We start from the raw sequence: 17134 nt of genomic DNA, 5'->3' as shown, positions 1-17134 counted from the left end.
CGAGCGCCGGATACCGCGAACGTAACGCCGCTCACAGGGTGCGACCAGCACCTCGCCGCACGCTGTGCAGAGTGCTCAGCCGACCGCCGTTAGGGTGGACGTTGTGCGCAGCTACGACGCCGTGGACCTGAGCCTTCTGACGGCCCTCGCCGAGGACCCGAGGGCCACGATCGCCGCGCTCGCAGAACGCCTGCGCCTCTCGCGGAACACGGTGCACGCGCGGCTCGCGCGCCTGGAGGAGTCGGGCGCGTTCCTGAGCTTCGACCGCCGGGTGAATCCCCAGTTCCTCGGCCACCCCCTCACCGCGTTCCTCGAGGTCGAGGTGCGCCAGAAGGAGCTGGGCCGCATCGTCGACGCGCTCGCGCGCATCCCCGAGGTCGTACAGGCCTTCGGGCGCAGCGGCACCGCCGACCTGCGCGTGCAGGTGGTGTGCCGCGACACCGACCACCTCTTCCGCATCGACGCCGCGATCCTCGCCGTGGACGGCGTCGAACGCACCGAGACGTCGCTGTCCATGGGCGAGCTCATCCCCTACCGGATCCAGCCGCTCGTCGACGAGGCCCGCAAGGCGCTCTGACCGCGCACCCGGGGCGCCGACGGCGGGGTCGCCGGTCGTCCTCGGCGTGTCACCCTGCGCCTCGTCCCGCGTGTCGCCCTGCGTGTCGCCCCGCGTGTCGTCGGCCCTAGGACATTCTCGTTCTACGTCCCCTCGGCAGAGCGGGAAACCTGCCCGTCCGGGCGAACGCGGTGCGCATGGGACGGAGATTCCGGTCCAGCGGGAGGCACGCGCGCTCCGGGAGCCGGACTCAGGCTGTGCCGACAGAGCACGAAACAACAACGCCTGCGGAGCGACGACACGCCCGCGGGCGCGTCGGGCCACGCGACCTGACCACGTGACCCGACACCGCACGCCCGCGAAGTCGCACCAGCCGGACGACGGGCAAGGCCCTCAGCAGGGCCCACCCAGAGGGCGCCCCGTGCGATCAGGGTGCGGGGAGCTCCGCGCGGGTGCGCACGCCGTCGGCCCAGCGCACGAGGACCTCCCGCCCGCCGTCCGCGACCTCGACCTCGACCTCGACCTCGACCTCGACCTCGACCAGCGGAGGTATGCCCTCCTGCGCACCGGAACCGTGCAGCCCGACGACGACGGCGCACCACTCGCCGACGGGGACGGGAGTCACGGTCACCCACGGGGTCGCGGTGCGCGGGCCGAGCGGTGTGCCGTCGTCCGTGGTCGCCACGCCGGTCCGCACGTCCACCTCGTCGTCGCCCGCCGGAGAGCCGGAGCGTGGGACGGGCCGCAGGGTCGACGTCGTCGTCCCCGCCCGGACGGCGTGCAGGCCCACGCGGCTTGTCTCCTCGCCGGTGACGGGCCAGCCCCCGACCCGCAGCGCGACGGCGCCCGGCGACACCTCCTCCACGCGCGCCAGCCGCACCTCCCACGCGCCCCGCACGACGCTCACGGTCGTGACGGTCCCCGCCGCCCGCGCACGCCCGGCCCGCCCGGAACCGGCGGTGAACGCGACGGGGTCCTCGTCGAGCCAGTGCGCGTGCGCGCGCGACGCCAGCACCGCGGTGCCCGTGCCCTCTCCCTCCGTGTCCGCCGCCGTGTCGCCCGTCGTGTCCGCCGCCGAGTCGAGGCGCACCTCGAGCGTGCGGAAGCCCGTGCGGTGCGTCGCCCGGCCCTCGGCGTCGAGGAGGACGACGGACTGGTCCAACGGGTCGGACCACCCCGCGTCGTCCAGGAGCGGCGACGTCGCCGTCGAGTAGCCCAGACGCGCGTACAACGGCGAGTCGCCCGTCTCGTCGCCCTCGAAGGCATGGTCCGTGCCGTGGTTGTAGACGCGCACCACGCCGTCGTCCCGCGTGCCCGCCACCGCCCACCCGGGGGCGCCGGCCACCAGGAGCGTGTCCCCGCACTCCACCGGCAACGGCTCCTCGGCCGCCGCCCACACCGGGTGGTCGGCCGGCAGCGACAGCCCGAGCAGCCCCTTGCTGGCCCAGTACGGAGACCCGGTACCGGAGTACGACTGCGCCATCGCACGCCACTCGTGGTGCCAGCCGAGCGTGAGCAGCCCGCGCTCGTCGGGGGCGCCATGCCGCGCGAAGTGCCCCACCACGCCCGACGCGGCCCGGCGCAGCAGCCCCGGCGAGGTGCTCGGCACCTCCGCGAGCGCACCCACCCAGAACGGCGCGGCCGCCGCGAACCGGTAGACCAGGCTGCGACCCTGCAGCAGCGGCGAGCCGTCCGCCCCGACGAGGTGCACGGCGTCGGCCAGGAACCGGTCGAGGCGCCGGACGTACGCGTCCGTGCGCGGCGCCGCGAGGTCCTGCGCCCCCGCCATGCGCGACCACAGCACCGGGTACAGGTGCATCGCCCACCCGACGTAGTGGTCGTACGCCCGCCGCGGCCCGTCCGAGTACCAGCCGTCGGCACGGCAGAAGTCCTCGTGCCGGGCGAGGTCGCGCTCCATGTCCTCGAGGGACCACGGCCCGCCCACCGACCGGAGGAACTGCTCGACGACGACCCGGAACCAGAGCCAGTTGTTGTCCGGGTAGTCCTCGTCCCCCACGACGGTGGCGAGATAGTCGACCACCCGTTCCTGCACCCCCGGGTCGAGCCGGTCCCACAACCACGGACGCGTGAGGTCGAGCACGAGCGCGATCGACGCCGCCTCCACCTTCGCCTGCCCGTGCTCGTCCGGACGCAGCCAGCGCTCGGGCGACGAGGGGTCCGTCCCCGCCGCCAGCCCCTCCGCGTACCAGCCGGCGAGGTCGAGCGGGTCGTCGCCGCGCTCGCCGGCCAGCCGGAAGCCGGCCGCGAGGAACGTGCGCGCGAACCCCTCCAGGGCGTCCACGTCCGTGCCGAGCCCGCCCGGTGCACCGGGCAGCACGACCCGCGCGTGCCCCGCCGACGCGTACGGCCGCACCGCCAGCAGCATCCCGTCCGCCAGCTCCGCCCAGCGCTCGCGCGTCCACCCGGTGATCGGGGCAAGGTCGTGCCCCGTCCTGCCCTCGACCGTCGCCTGTGCACCTCGGCCCGTCGCGCCCACCGTGTCCCCTTCCTCGCGGATGTCTGCCCGAGTCAACCCGGCGCCCTCGTCCGCGACAAGGAGTCCGTGCAGATCCGTGCAGACCCGAACATCGCGGCCTCGTAGGCTCGTCGCCATGACCGACGCACGCGGCCCGGGCCTCGCGGCCCACCGGCACGAGCTGATCCGCAACGAGGCCCGCCTGCGCGGCTTCGTCAAGGTCGCGGAGCTCGCGCGGCGCCTCGGGGTCTCGGAGGTCACCGTCCGGCGCGACATCACGGCGCTCGTCGACGCCGGCGACCTCGCCCGCGTGCACGGCGGCGCCACGCTCCCCGCCCCAGGTGCGGGCGGCGGTCCGCGGCGTCCGCTCGCGACCCTCGGGATGGTCCTGCCCGCGTCGCGGTACTACTACCGGGGCGTCGTGGCGGGCGCGGAGGAGGCCGCGGCCCGGGTCGGCATGCGCCTCGTCCTCGCCGTCTCCCGGTACGACGTCGCCGAGGAGGCACGGCTCGTCGAGCGGATGCTGCGGGCGGGGGTCGACGCGCTCCTCGTCGCGACGGCGCGGCCCCCGCACGACGAGCCCCCGCGCTGGTTCGCCTCCGCCGGGGTCCCCGTGGTGCTGGTCGAGCGCCGCGCGGACGGACCCGACGCCGAGTACGCCCGCACCGACCACGCCGCCGGCGCCCGGCTCGCCGTCGAGCACCTGGCAGACCTGGGCCACGAGCGCGTCGGGCTCGCGGTGCGTCCGACGACGCCCACGTCGTCCTGGCTGGTCGACGGGTTTCGCGAGGCCACCCGGACGCGCGGGACCGCCGTCGCCGGCTTCCCCCCGGTCGGGCTCGCGATCGAGGCCGACGGCATCGCCGAGCGCGACCGCCGGCTCGCCGACCTCCTGCGCCGCTGTGCCGAGACGGGCACGCGCGCCCTGCTCGTCCACGCCGACGAGGACGCCGTCTCGCTGCTCGACCTCGCGACCGACCAGGGCGTGCGCGTCCCCGAGGACCTCTCGATCGTCGCCTACGACGACGAGATGGCTGCCCTCGCGCCCGTGCCGCTGACGGCCGTCGCGCCGCCGAAGCACGACGTCGGCCGGGCCGCGGTCGACCTCGCGGTCCGCCGGCTGTCGCTCGGGCCGGCGGCCGCGACGCAGCAGGTCACGCTGCTGCCCCGGCTCGTGGTCCGCGCCTCCACCGCAGCGCCGTGACCGACTCTGATCGGTATGACCGGTCAGGATTGACCCCGGTCGTGCGTCGGCCCGCACAATGACGAGCGTCAGCCCGCCCCGGAGGAGACGCATGCAGCCCGGCACCCCGACCGCCGCCACGTCAGCCAGCTCAGCCCCGTCAGCCACGTCAGCCAGTTCAGCCACGTCCGCCCCGCCGACGCTCCCCACCGTGACCCTGGCGATGCAGCCCGGGCTGCGGGAGCGGCTGTTCGCCGCCGAGGACCTCGACCGGCTGGCCGCCGTCGCCCGCGTCGAGCCCGACGTCCTGCACGACCTGTCCTCGCCCGCAGCCCGCGACGTGCTCGCCCGCACGGACGTGCTCCTCACCGGCTGGGGGTGCCCGCCCGTCACGCGCGACGTCCTGGCGCACGCCCCCCGGCTGCGCGCCGTCGTGCACGGTGCCGGGACGGTCCGGCACCACCTGCCCGCGGAGTTCTGGGACGCGGGCATCCCTGTCAGCACGGCCGCGGACGCCAACGCGATCCCCGTGGCGGAGTACACCGTCGCGACGATCCTGCTCGCCAACAAGCGGATCTGGCCGGTGGCGGCGCGCTACCGCGCCGAGCGGCGCGCCGCGGACTGGAACGCCGTCGTCCCCGACGCCGGCAACTACCGGCGCACGGTCGGCGTGGTCGGCGCCTCCAAGATCGGTCGGCGCGTGCTCGCGCTGCTCGCCCCGTTCGACCTCGACCTGGTGCTGAGCGACCCGTACGCCGACGAGGCCACGGCGGCATCCCTCGGCGCGCGGCTCGTCGACCTGGACACCCTGGTCGCGACCAGCGACGTCGTGTCCCTGCACGCCCCCGACCTGCCTGAGACGCACCACCTGATCGACGCCCGACGGCTGGCGACGATGCGTCCCGGCGCCACGCTGGTGAACACCGCGCGCGGCGCCCTCGTCGACACCTCGGCGCTCACCGAGGCGGTCGTCGCGGACCGCCTGCACGCCGTCCTCGACGTGACGACCCCCGAGGTCCTGCCCGCCGACTCCCCGCTGTACGACCACCCGAACGTGCTGCTCACGCCGCACGTCGCCGGGTCCGTCGGCCTGGAGCTGCACCGCCTGGGCGCCTTCGCCGTGGACGAGGTGGCGCGCTGGACGCGCGGGGAGCCGTTCGCCGCACCCGTCGACGGCGCCCTGCTGCACCGCACCGCCTGAGCCCGAGGACGTCAGGCGGTCCAGCGGACGACGACGTCCGCGGCGGCGCGCGTGCCGGCGACCAGCGCCGCGTTGGCCTGGTCGGAGCCGCGGGCCCACCGGCGCGCGTCGTCGCGGGTCTTGCCGAACGCGTGGTGCCGCTCCTCCAGCCGTCCGAGGCGGACGTCGTCCCCGACCTCGAGGAACCAGACCTCGGCCATGCGGGCGCGCGCCTCGGGCCACGCGCCCGTGGGCGCGAGCAGGTAGTTGCCCTCCGTCACGACCAGCGGCACGTCGGCGGGGACGGCCACGCCCGCCGCGACGGGCTCCTCGATCTCCCGGCGGAAGACGGGCGCGTACACGGGCGGGTCGCCAGGTCTCGACGAGGCGAGCCGGGCGACCAGCGCGGCGTACCCGGCGTCGTCGAACGTGTCGATCGCGCCCTTGCGGTCACCGCGGCCGAGGTCGGCCAGGACGGCGTTCGACAGGTGATAGCCGTCCATCCCGACCTCGACGGCCAGGCTCGGCCCGAGCGTCTCGACGAGCGCCCGCGCGAGGGTCGACTTGCCGGCACCCGGCGCGCCGACGAGCCCGAGGATCCGCCGCTCCCCCGGGACCGCCAGCCGCCGGGCGCGCGCGACCAGCTCCGCGGTCGTCGCCGACCAGGCCTCGGACTCCCCGGGCTCCCCGGCCGTCATCGGACCTCCCCCGGCGACGCGGGCAGGTGCGCGAGCCACGACCGCGGCCCGACGTGCCGCACCCGCGTGCTCGCGACGCGCACCGCGAAGGCGCAGGCGTCGGGCAGGTCCAGCCCGCGCGCGAGCGCCACGGTCAGCGCGCCGTGGAACGCGTCGCCCGCGCCGAGCGTGTCCGCCACCGGCACCGCGGGCACCGGCACCTCGCCCCGGGGAGGGGCTGCCGAGCCGCCGGGCACGCACCACGTGACCGGGCCGCCGCCCCGCGTGACCACCGCGGCGCGGGCCCCGAGCACCAGGGCGCCGTGCGCGGCGTCGTCGGCCGCAGGAACGACGGCGCCGGGAGCGACGTCGCCGGGCATGGCGAAGTCGGAGCTCAGCGCGGCGACGTCCGCCGCGGGCAGCAGCTCGGCGAACAGCGGCCGCCACCGGCCGCCGTCGACCACCACGAGCGGCCGGGGCCGCAGCCCTTCGACGTGCGCGAGCACCGCCCGGGCGAGCGCGGGGTGGTGCCCGTCGAACAGCACGACGTCGGGGCGCGGGAGCCCGGCGAGGGCGTCGAGGGCCGGCGCGGGCGCGGTGGCGAGGGCGGCGTCGGCGGAGACCACGGAGCGGTCCCCGGTCGCCTCGTCCACGAGGACGGAGGAGACGGGGAGGGGGAACTCCTCGTCGGGGCCTGCGACGTCGTGCACCCGCACCTCGCGGGCGTCGAGGTCCGCGCGCGCCGCCTGGGCGACAGGTCCGGCGCCCAGCGCGCTGACCAGCACGGCGTGCGCACCGAGCGCCGCGGCCGTGACCGCCGCGTTGGCCGCCGGCCCGCCCGCCGCGACGTCCTGCCGCGTCGCCGTGACCTTCTCGTTCACGCCCGGCCGGCCGGCCGCCCGGTGCACGACGTCGAGCGTCGTGAGCCCGACGAACCAGCAGACCGCCATCAGCGACCGGTGCCGTCGACGGCGTGCGGCTCGATCGCGGCGATCTCGTCGTCCGTCAGCGCCGGCGCGCGCAGGGCCGCGACGTTGTCCTCGAGCTGCGCGACGGAGGACGCGCCGATCAGCGCCGACGTCACGCGGTCGTCGCGCAGCACCCACGACAGGGCGAGCTGCGCGAGCGTCTGCCCGCGGCCCTCCGCGATCGCGTTCAGCGCCCGCGCCCGCCCCAGGTACGTCTCGGTGAGGTTCGACGACGACAGGAACGGCGAGTCGCTGCGCGCGGCGCGCGAGCCCTCAGGCGCCGAACCGCCCAGGTACCGCCCGGTGAGCAGGCCCTGCGCCAGGGGCGAGAAGACGATCGTGCCGACGCCGAGGTCCTCGACCACGTCCAGCAGGGACTCGCTCTGCCGGCCGTCGTACGCGTCCTCACGGTCCGCGATCTCGACGTGCCGGTTGAACATCGAGTAGCTGGGCTGGTGGATGAGCAGCGGCACGCCGAGGTCGGCGAGCACCTGCGCGGCCTCCCGGGTGCGCGACGGCGAGTAGTTCGACACGCCGACGTAGGTCGCCTTGCCCTGCTGCACGGCGGACGCGAGCGCGCCCATCGTCTCCGTGAGCGGCGTCGACGGGTCGGGCCGGTGGTGGTAGAAGACGTCGACGTGGTCCAGGCCCATCCGGGTCAGCGACTGGTCGAGCGAGGAGAGCAGGTACTTGCGCGAGCCGTGGTCACCGTAGGGGCCGGGCCACATGTCGTAGCCCGCCTTGGTGGAGATGACGAGCTCGTCGCGGTACGGCGCCAGGTCCTTGGCCAGGTGGCGGCCGAAGTTCTCCTCCGCCGAGCCGTACGGCGGGCCGTAGTTGTTGGCGAGGTCGAAGTGCGTGATCCCCAGGTCGAACGCGCGGCGCAGGATGGCGCGCTGGGTGTCGAACGGGTTCACGTCGCCGAAGTTGTGCCACAGGCCCAGCGACAGGGCCGGGAGGTCCAGGCCGGAGCGGCCGGTGCGGCGGTAGGTCATCGACTCGTAGCGGGCGTCGTCGGCCAGGTACCGAGGTGCGAGAGGCATGGCCCCATCCTCCCCCACGCCACCCCCTGCGCTGTGGGTACGAAAGCGGTCAGAATTCTCGGCCGAATTCTGACCTCTTTCGTACCCACAACAGATCAGGGGGCGGCGGGCGGGACCGGGAAGTTCGCGCGGAACACGTTGTCGGGGTCCCAGTCGCGCTTCACCTCGCGCAGGCGGGTGAGCGTGGGCTCGGGGAACGCGTCGGTGATCCGCTCCGGCCGGGTGTCCGTGTCGAACGACAGGTACAGCCCGTCGGTGTGCGGCGCCATGACGGCGTCCCACACGGCGTCGAGCCGGTCTTGGGCGGAGGACATCGCCGACAGCAGGAAGTTCTGGTGGCGGTGGGCGTACGCCGTCGCGCCCGGGTCGACGTCGTTGCCGGCGCCGCCGGTCGCACGGACCTGCAGGAAGTACGCCTCGCCCGACAGCGCCAGCTTCTCGAAGGCGCGGGCCGTCGCGGTGTCCAGGTGCGCGACCAGCCCGGACCGGACGGCCGGGTCGCCGCCGCCGGAGTGGTGCTTGTCGCCGGCCTGCACGACGCTCGCGTACGGCAGCAGGTACGCCTGGTGCGCGAGCAGCGGGCCGGCCCCGGCCAGGCGTTCGAGCTGCTCGACGGCGGCGTCCGTGTCGTCCCCCGCCCAGACCGTCATGAGCTGCGCGACGGGGCCCTGGTCGTCGCTGCCGTCGGCGAGCCGCCCCCGGCGGCCGGGCGACAGGACGAGGAAGCTCGTCAGCTCGCGCGGCGCCGACTCGACGACGGCGCCCCAGCGCTCCAGCACGCCCGCGACATCGGTGGCATCGAGCGTCATCTGGGAGAAGACGACGGTGCCCTGCCCGCTCAGCTCCATGGCCTCGATCTCGACCCATGTCACCACGCCCAGGTTGCCGCCCGCGCCGCGCAGGCCCCAGAACAGGTCCGGGTGCTCGTCGGCCGACGCCCGCACGACCCGGCCGTCGGCCGTGACGACCTCGGCCGCGACGACGTGGTCGATCGTCAGGCCGTAGGTGCGGCCGAGGAAGCCGACGCCGCCCGCCGTGGCGAGCCCGCCGACACCCACGCCGCCCGAGTCGCCCGAGCTGATCGCCCAGCCGCGGGGGGCGATCGCCTCCGCGACGCGGCCCCACGTGGCGCCGACGCCCACGCGGACGCGCCGGGTCGCCTCGTCGACGACCTCCACCTGGTCGAGGGCGCCGAGGTCGACGACGATGCCGCCGTCGTTGGTCGACCGGCCGCTGATGCCGTGACCACCGGACCGCACGCCCAGCGGGACGTCCTGCGACCGCGCGAACCGCACGGCCTCGGCCACCTGGGCCGTGTCGCGGGGACGCAGGACCAGGCCGGGCGCGCCGGAGCGCAGGTAGTTGTGCCGCACGCCGTCGTAGGCGCGGTCGCCGGGCTCGACGGCGGTCGCCGCGAGGGAGGCGGGCACCGCGGCGTAGTCGATGCCCGGCCGGCGCAGGGCGACGGCGTGCGCGCCCCGCTGGGACGCGGCGGGTGCGGTGCCCGACGTCGCCCGCTCGCGCGCCACCAGCTCGCGCACGGCGGGCGCGACCTCCTCGCCGTACACCCGGATGAGGTCCGGGTCGTCGGCGGCGAGGATCACGGTGCCGATGCCGTCCTCGAGCGCGAGCGCGGCCAGCTCGTCCACCCACTGCTCCACCGGGCCCTGCAGGAAGCCGCGCGGCTCGGCCGTGATCGCGCCCTGCACGTTGAGCAGGCGCCGGATCTCGGCCGGGTGCCGGCCCGCCTCCTCGGCCGCCTCGTCGATGATGGCGTGGCCGCGCTGCAGGTCGCCGTCCTTGAGGTAGGCGAGCGACGGCAGCCAGCCGTCCGCCTTGCGGGCGATGAGCCGCAGCATGCGAGGCTTGAGCGCGCCCAGCCAGATCGGGACGTCGTGGGCCGGCTCCGGGCCGCGCTTGGCGCCCGCGACGCGGTGGTGGGCGCCGTCGACCCGCAGGGCGCGGCGCTCCCGGCCGTCCCAGATCCCCCGGATGATGTCGAGCGCCTCCTCCAGCGCGTCCACGGACTCCCCCGGCGTGAGGCGGGTGCCACCCATGGCGACGATCGGGTCCCAGAACCCGCCGGCGCCGAGCCCCAGCGCCGCCCGGCCACCCGACAGCAGGTCGAGGGAGGCGACGGCGCGCGCCAGCACCGCGGGCGGCCGCAGCGGCAGGTTGAGCACGTTGCCCGCGACGGTGACGCGCTCGGTCTGCGCGGCCACCCAGGACAGCAGCGTCCACGTGTCGAGGAACCCCGGCTGGTACGGGTGGTCCTGGAACGTCACCAGGTCGAGCCCGGCCGCCTCGGTGACCTGGGCGAGCCGCACCGGCTGCTGCGGGTCGCGGTTGGTCGGGGTGAGGAACGTGCCGAAGACCAGGTCGTGGCCGTAGTCCGTCATGCGGGGCCTTTCACGGGAAGTCCGCTCCCGTCACCGGGAGATCGTCTGTCGTACAGACGATATCAGCGGCAACTCTTCTGACCGACCGCACATTCCCTTAGGATGACGACGTGACCACCACCACCGATCCGACGAGCGCCGGGCCTGACGCGCCGGTCGCGCCGTCCCCGTTGGGCTGGTCGCTCGCCGCGCTGCTGCGGGAGTGGAGCGCCCGGGTCGCGGCCGCGTGCGCCGACGTCCCGCACGGCGGCCGCGGCTACGAGGTGCTGGCCGCCGTCTACCGCGACGCCCCGCCCACGCAGGCCGCCCTCGCCTCACGCCTCGGCATCGACCGCACGGTGATGACCTACCTGCTCGACGAGCTCGCCGGGTGCGGCCTCGTCGAGCGCCGGCCCGACCCGGCCGACCGTCGCGCGCGCCGCATCGTCGTGACGGACCACGGGCGCGTCGTCCTCGCCGACCTGGACGCGCGGGTGCGCACCGCGGAGGACGGGCTGCTCTCCGGTCTGGACGGCGCCGAGCGTGACGTGCTGCGCCACCTGCTGGAGCGGGCTGCGACCGCTGCCGCCCCCGGTGGTGCATCGTGCGTGCTGACATGATCCTCAAACGGGCCGTATGAGGATCATGTCAGCACGCACGTTGCACCCCGGGCGACCGGAAACCGGTTCCTTGCCCGAGCGCACCACTGGACGGTAACCGGTTTCCCATGGTGTACCGTCGGGCCGTGAGCCCGAGGAGGCATCGATGCCTGACGTGAACCTCCGGCGACCTTCGGTGACCATCGCCGACGTCGCCACCGCCGCCGGCGTCTCGCGCGCCACCGTCTCCCGCGTGATGAACGGCCGCAGCACGGTCGATCCTGCCATCGCCGCCCGGGTGCAGGAGGCGGCGATCGACCTGAACTACCGGCCCAGCAACGTGGCACGCAGCCTGTCCCTGGGCCGCACGACGACGGTCGCGCTCGTGGTGCCGGACCTCGGCAACCCGGTGTTCCAGCAGATCCTGCGCGGCGTCACCTCCGCCGCCGCCGAGGACGGCTACCGCGTGCTGGTGGCCGACGCCGCCGAGGACCCCTCCGAGGAGGCGGCGATCGCGCGCGAGGCACGCATGCGCTGCGACGCGCTCATCCTCGTCGCGCCACGCATGCCCGGCGCCGCCCTGGACGCGCTGCTGCCCCTCGTGACGCCCGCGGCCGTGATCAACCGCGAGGTCGACCACGCCGGGACGCCCAGCCTCGTCATCGACTACGCGGACGCCACGGTGCAGGTGGTCGAGCACCTGGTCGGCCTCGGCCACCGGCGGCTCGCGTACCTCGCGGGCCCGCGTGCCGCGACGACCGACGCCGCCCGGCGCGCCGGCCTCGCTGCGGCCCGCGAGCACCACCCGGACCTGGAGGTGGTGGAGCTCGCCGTCGGCGCCGACCTCGCGTCGGGGCACGCCGCCGCCGGCCCGGTCCTCGCGAGCCGCGCCACCGCCGTCGTCGCGTACAACGACCTGGTCGCGTTCGGCCTCCTGGCGGCCCTCAACGAGGCCGGCGTGGCCGTGCCCGCCGACATCTCCGTGGCAGGCTACGACGACATCGACCTGGCCCGGTACGCGACCCCCGCCCTGACCACGGTGGCGGTGCCCCAGGCCGAGCTGGGCCGCCAGGCGTGGCGCGAGCTGCACGCCGTGATCGACGACGACGCCCACCCCGCCGCGACCACTCGCTTCACCGCGCGCCTGCAGGCACGGTCCAGCACCGGGCCCGCACCCCGCCGGCTCGCCCGGGCGGTCGTGACGGAGCCCGCGCCCGCCACGACGCCGCAGGTCGAGGACGCCGTCCTCGGCCCCGCGTGGTCCGTCGAGCCGCGCGAGGTCGTGCTGCGCCACACCCGCGACCGGGTCCCGCTGGCCCGGTACGTGGACGGCGAGCGGCTGCCCGCCATCCACTCCCCCCGCCCCTACCTGCACCCGGTGCACTCGCTCGCGGGCGTCCCGCTCACCGAGTCGGAGCCCGTGGACCACCGGCACCACTACGGCGTCAGCGTGGCCGTGCCCGACGTCAACGGCACCAGCTTCTGGGGCGGCCGCACCTTCGTGGCCGACGTCGGCCCGACCCTGCTGCCCAACCACGGCCGGCAGCGGACCACCCGCGCGGAGGTCGACCCGCTCGCCCCCCACGTCCTGCTCGACACGGTGCGGTGGGACGACGAGCGCGGCGAACCCCTGCTCGACGAGCAGCGCCGCCTCGGCGCACGGCTCCTGGGCGACGACGGCTGGGCGCTGGAGTGGCGCTCCACCCTGCACGCGTCGCACGGGCCGCTGGAGATCCGCTCCCCCGCGACCAACGGCCGGCCGGGCGCGGGCTACGGCGGCGTCTTCTGGCGCGCGCCGATCGCGGGGAGCACGGTCGTGCTGTCCGCGGCGGGCGAGGGCGAGGAGCACGCGCACGGCAGCACCTCCCCGTGGGTGGCCTTCGTGCAGCGGCACCACGACCCGTACGCCGAGGACCGCAGCACGACGCTGCTGATCGCACAGACCTCGCCGCCCCGGCACTGGTTCCTGCGCGCGGCCGACTACCCCGGGGCCGGTCCGGCGCTGGCGTGGGACACGCCCCTGCGGGTGCCCGCCGGCGGGACGGTCGAGACCGGCATCGTGGCGGCCCTCGTGGACCGCGCGCTCGACCTCGACGAGGCCACCGACCTCGCTGCCACGCTGCGCTGACCTGCCCTGACGAGCCCCTGACCTGCCCCGAGACTGCACCCGAACCCTGCCCCGCGAGACGACAGGACGACCATGACGGAACTGACCCCCGACGGCCTCGTCCCGCAGATCGCGGTGGTGGGCCTGCACGGTCACGGCGCCTCGCACGTGCGCCGCGTGCTCGAGCTGCAACGTGCGGGCCGGGTGCGCCTGGCCGCCGTCGTCGACCCGCGCGAGCCCGGCCCGGGCCACGAGGCGCACGCCGCCGGCGCGCCCTGGTTCCCCACGCTGGGCGACCTGCTGTCCGCGCCGTCCGCCCGGGTGGACGTCGTCGTCCTCAGCACCCCGATCCCGACGCACCTCCCGCTGGCCCGCGCCGCGATGGAGGCGGGGATCGACGTGCTGCTGGAGAAGCCCACGACGGCGTCGCTGGCGGAGCACACGGAGCTGGTGGCGGTGGCCGAGCGCACGGGCCGGCGCTGCCAGGTCGGGTTCCAGACGTTCGGCTCGCACGCCCTGCGGGCGGCGGCCGACCTCCTCGCCCGGGGCGAGATCGGCGACGTCGTCGGGTTCGGCGCGGTGGGCACGTGGGTGCGCACGGAGTCGTACTGGCGGCGCGCCGCGTGGGCGGGCCGGCGTCGGCTCGACGGGCGCGACGTGGTGGACGGCGTCGTGACCAACCCGCTGGCGCACGCCGTCGCGACCACGCTGCGACTCGGCGGCGCGACCACCGCGCAGGACGTCACCTGGGTGGACACCGACCTGTACCGGGCCAACCCGATCGAGGCGGACGACACGTCGTCGGTACGCGTGCAGGACGCGGACGGGCGGCGCTACGGCTTCGGGCTCACGCTGTGCGCCGCGGACCGCTCCCCGGCGCGAGTCGTCGTGCACGGCACCCGCGGCGAGCTGGTCCTCGAGTACGAGCACGACCGCCTCCTGGTGCGCACCGACGTCGCGCAGACGGCCAAGACGTACGGCCGCACGTCGTTGCTCGACGACCTCCTGGCCGCCCGCACCGACCGCTCGCGGGCGATGCTGTGCGACGTCCGCGACACCGGCGCCTTCATGCGCGTGCTGGAGGCCGTGCGCACGAGTGCCGACCCCGCCCCGATCCCCGCCGAGCAGGTGGAGTGGCGCGGCGAGGGGCACGACCGCCGCCCGGTGGTGCGCGACGTCGAGCACTGGTGCGCCGAGGTCGCACGCACCCAGCAGACCTTCACCGAGCTCGGCGCCCCCTGGACCACCTGACCCGCCGGAACGCTGTGGGTACGAAACGGGTCAGAATTCCGTGCGGAATTCTGACCCATTTCGTACCCACACGTCAGAGGTCGATGCCGAGGCCCAGCTCGTCGAGGCGGACAGGGTCGCCCGTGGCGAGCGAGCGGTTCCCGGCGTAGCCGATGCCGGAGGCGCGGAGGCCGTCACGGAAGCCGGCGGCGCGGCCCAGAGGGTCGGCCTCGGAACGACCGCGGAAGACGTCGGAGAGCAGCAGCGCGTCGCCACCCCCGTGACCACCGGCGCCGGCCGCGACGATGGGCCGCTCCTCCGCCCGTTCCCAGTGCTTCTGCACGACGAGCCGCTCGCCCTCGGGGCGCACCGAGTCCTCGCCGAAGGTCGCGGTGAAGCTCGGGTCGACCGTCGCCTTGCCGTCGGCGCCGAAGACGACGGAGCCGCGCTCGACCACCTCGAGCTCTGCACGGCCGCGCGAGCCGTTGACGACGACGCGGTACCCCTCCCACGGGGCGCTCGCGGTGAGCGAGTACGTGAGCACCGGGCCGCCGGCGTACTCGACCACGAGGCCGAGAGTGTCCTCGGTGGTGATGCCCGGGTCGAAGACGCTGCGGTCGCGCCGGTAGCCGTCCACGGCCTGCGCCTCAGGCCCGTACAGCTCGGCGAGGTACGGGTCGGCGGCGACGTCGATGCGCCACGGGTCCACGCCCTGCTCGGCCAGGGCCCGCTCCCCCGCCGTCGGCTCGTAGCCGGTCTCGTGCGCGGCGTCGTCCCCGTAGAAGCGACGGCCGCCGCTGGCGAAGACGCGCTGCGGGACGGCGTCGATCCACCAGTTGACGAGGTCGAAGTGGTGGCTGGACTTGTGCACCAGCAGCCCGCCGTTGTTGACCTTCTCGCGGTGCCAGCGGCGGAAGTAGTCCGCGCCGTGCACGGTGTCGAGGGCCCAGTCGAAGTGGACGCTGAGCACCTGGCCGATCTCGCCGGACGCGATGACCTCGCGCAGCGCCGAGTTCCGCGGCGAGTAGCGGTAGTTGAACGTCATCGTGAGGTCGCGGCCCGTCTCGGTGACGGCGTCCGCGATCTGTCGCGCCTCCGTCTCGGTGGCCGCGACGGGCTTCTCGACGACGACGTCGACGCCGGCGCGCAGCGCGCGGGAGACGAGGTCCGCATGGGTGTTGTCCACCGACGTGACGATCAGCCGGTCGACCCGCTGCTCGTCGAGCGCCTTCTCCAGGTCGTCCGGGTGGTACAGCGGGCGCTCCCCGCCGACGGCCGCGGCGACCTTCGCCTCGTGCACCGCGGCACGCACGGGGTTGGGCTCGACCCACGCGACGATCTCGCCGTCGTCGGCGTGGTCCCCGATCAGCGCGTTCACGTACATGCCGGCACGGTGCCCGGTGCCGGCGACGGCGTACCGCCGACGGTCCTGACCGGTCGGGGCGGCGGGGGCGGAGGGCATCATCGATCTCCTTGCATGTCGCCTGGGCGACGTTGGGTAAGCGGTTTCCTGCCAGCCTACCGGAGCGTCGTCGTCGGCCACACCCCCGCCTGACCCCGTCCTCGGGCTACCTCGGCAAGCCCGTGACTACCTCGGCACGGTCCGGACTACCTCGGCAGGGTCCGGACTACTTCGACGGGGTGATGACGACCTGACCGGCCCAGGTGAACCCGCCGCCGAAGCCGAAGAGCAGCGCGGGCGTGCCGGCCGGGATCTTGCCGGCGTGCCACCACTTGGAGAGCCCCAGCGGGATGGAGGCGGCGGACGTGTTGCCGGACTCGGTGATGTCGGCGACGACCACGCGGTCCTCGAGGCCGAGCGCCTTCGCCAGCGGCTCGATGATGCGCAGGTTGGCCTGGTGCGCCACGAGCACGCCGATGTCGTCGAGGGTGAGACCGGACGCGTCGACGATGCGGCGCGCGCGGTCGGCGGCGCGCGTGATCGCCCACTTGAAGACGGCGCGGCCGTCCTGGGCGAACTTCTCGGTGGGGACCTCGATGCGCACGGCGGGGGTCAGCTCCGGCTCGGAGCCCCAGACGACGGGGCCGACGGCGGGCGTGTCGGCGCCCTGGAGCACGACGGCGCCCGCGCCGTCCGCGGTGAGGATGCAGGTGCTGCGGTCGGTCCAGTCGGTGACGGAGGTGAGCTTCTCCGACCCGACGACGACGGCGGTGCGCGCGGAGCCGGCGCGGATGGCCTGGTCGGCCAGACCGACGGCGTACGCGAACCCCGAGCAGGCGGTGTTGACGTCGATGACGGCGGGGCCGACGACGTCGCGCAGGTCGGGCTCGTCCTCGCCCTCGGGCGTGCTGGCGCCGGGCTGCACGCCGGTGCGCAGGGCGTAGGCCACGCGGCCGGCGGTGTTGGGCGAGCGGTCGGTCGCCGTCGTGGTCGCGACGATCACGAGGTCGACGTCCGTGCCCGCGACACCCGCGTCGTCGAGCGCGTGCCGGGCGGCGGCGGTCGCCATGTCCGCGACGGTGACGTCGTCGGCGGCGACGTGCCGGGTGACGATGCCGGTGCGCGAGCGGATCCACTCGTCGTTGGTCTCGACGAGCTGCGCGATGTCGTCGTTCGTCATGACCTTCTCGGGCTGGTGGTGCCCGAGGCCGACGATGCGGGAACCGACGGCGCCCGTGGGCAGCGTCAGGACGGGTGCGGTGGACTCACTCATGGGAGCGATCATCCCACCCGCCCACGGGGCGCCGGCCACCCGCCCGTCCCACGGGACGGGCG

The 17134-nt window shown here is 75.2% G+C and carries 13 protein-coding genes; 6 read left to right on the top strand and 7 right to left on the bottom strand.

Translation table 11 applies throughout. From position 1 onward, the window contains the following. Positions 1 to 103: 103 nt before the first annotated feature. Positions 104 to 577: an Lrp/AsnC family transcriptional regulator gene (locus tag ACWGKI_RS15230; protein ID WP_380243984.1), complete on the top strand. Its 474-nt coding sequence runs from the start codon at positions 104 to 106 to the stop codon at positions 575 to 577. Between the two features lie 406 nt (positions 578 to 983). Here the strand turns inward: ACWGKI_RS15230 and ACWGKI_RS15225 are convergent, their stop codons facing one another. Then, positions 984 to 3053 carry a DUF2264 domain-containing protein gene (locus tag ACWGKI_RS15225; RefSeq protein ID WP_452188066.1) on the bottom strand — a complete coding sequence of 690 codons (2070 nt, stop codon included), beginning with the start codon at positions 3051 to 3053 and terminating at the stop codon, positions 984 to 986. A 115-nt stretch (positions 3054 to 3168) separates the two neighbouring features. On the opposite strand from ACWGKI_RS15225, the gene ACWGKI_RS15220 reads away from it, so the two are divergent. Continuing rightward, entirely contained in the window at positions 3169 to 4236 is a 1068-nt protein-coding gene (locus ACWGKI_RS15220; protein WP_452188064.1) for a substrate-binding domain-containing protein, read from the top strand. Positions 4237 to 4426: 190 nt separating this feature from the next. Next, positions 4427 to 5416, top strand: coding sequence for a hydroxyacid dehydrogenase (locus ACWGKI_RS15215; RefSeq protein WP_452188062.1), 990 nt, complete (start codon positions 4427 to 4429; stop codon positions 5414 to 5416). Positions 5417 to 5427: 11 nt separating this feature from the next. On the opposite strand, the gene ACWGKI_RS15210 is transcribed toward ACWGKI_RS15215, so the two are convergent. The 4 genes from ACWGKI_RS15210 to ACWGKI_RS15195 form a co-directional block, all read right to left on the bottom strand. Beyond that, entirely contained in the window at positions 5428 to 6093 is a 666-nt protein-coding gene (locus tag ACWGKI_RS15210; protein ID WP_452188060.1) for a nucleoside/nucleotide kinase family protein, read from the bottom strand. Continuing rightward, complete coding sequence (locus ACWGKI_RS15205; RefSeq protein WP_452188058.1) at positions 6090 to 7022, bottom strand: PfkB family carbohydrate kinase; 933 nt, start codon at positions 7020 to 7022, stop codon at positions 6090 to 6092. The genes ACWGKI_RS15210 and ACWGKI_RS15205 overlap by 4 nt, the downstream gene beginning before the upstream one ends. Then, on the bottom strand, positions 7022 to 8083 hold the full coding sequence (mgrA, locus tag ACWGKI_RS15200) for an L-glyceraldehyde 3-phosphate reductase (protein ID WP_452188056.1): 1062 nt from the start codon (positions 8081 to 8083) through the stop codon (positions 7022 to 7024). The genes ACWGKI_RS15205 and mgrA overlap by 1 nt, the downstream gene beginning before the upstream one ends. Positions 8084 to 8178: 95 nt before the next feature. Continuing rightward, on the bottom strand, positions 8179 to 10482 hold the full coding sequence (locus tag ACWGKI_RS15195) for an LLM class flavin-dependent oxidoreductase (protein WP_452188054.1): 2304 nt from the start codon (positions 10480 to 10482) through the stop codon (positions 8179 to 8181). A gap of 110 nt (positions 10483 to 10592) precedes the next feature. Here ACWGKI_RS15195 and ACWGKI_RS15190 point away from each other — a divergent pair, with 110 nt between their 5' ends. The 3 genes from ACWGKI_RS15190 to ACWGKI_RS15180 all read left to right on the top strand — a co-directional run bounded on the left by ACWGKI_RS15190 (position 10593) and on the right by ACWGKI_RS15180 (position 14418). Continuing rightward, entirely contained in the window at positions 10593 to 11081 is a 489-nt protein-coding gene (locus ACWGKI_RS15190; protein WP_380244922.1) for a MarR family winged helix-turn-helix transcriptional regulator, read from the top strand. A 145-nt stretch (positions 11082 to 11226) separates the two neighbouring features. After that, complete coding sequence (locus tag ACWGKI_RS15185; protein ID WP_452188052.1) at positions 11227 to 13188, top strand: DUF6807 family protein; 1962 nt, start codon at positions 11227 to 11229, stop codon at positions 13186 to 13188. A gap of 72 nt (positions 13189 to 13260) precedes the next feature. Beyond that, a complete protein-coding gene (locus ACWGKI_RS15180) occupies positions 13261 to 14418 on the top strand; it encodes a Gfo/Idh/MocA family protein (protein WP_452188050.1) in 1158 nt (385 codons plus the stop codon). 73 nt (positions 14419 to 14491) lie between these two features. Here ACWGKI_RS15180 and ACWGKI_RS15175 read toward each other — a convergent pair whose 3' ends face one another. Both ACWGKI_RS15175 and ACWGKI_RS15170 read right to left on the bottom strand, forming a co-directional pair. Next, a complete protein-coding gene (locus ACWGKI_RS15175; RefSeq protein WP_452188048.1) occupies positions 14492 to 15859 on the bottom strand; it encodes a Gfo/Idh/MocA family protein in 1368 nt (455 codons plus the stop codon). 166 nt (positions 15860 to 16025) lie between these two features. Then, complete coding sequence (locus ACWGKI_RS15170) at positions 16026 to 17072, bottom strand: beta-ketoacyl-ACP synthase III (RefSeq protein ID WP_380244926.1); 1047 nt, start codon at positions 17070 to 17072, stop codon at positions 16026 to 16028. Positions 17073 to 17134 lie beyond the last annotated feature (62 nt).

The organism is Isoptericola sp. NPDC055881, assembly GCF_053615895.1.
The sequence above is the reverse complement of the archived record's forward strand: the minus strand, read 5'-3'. Positions and strand labels throughout refer to the sequence as shown.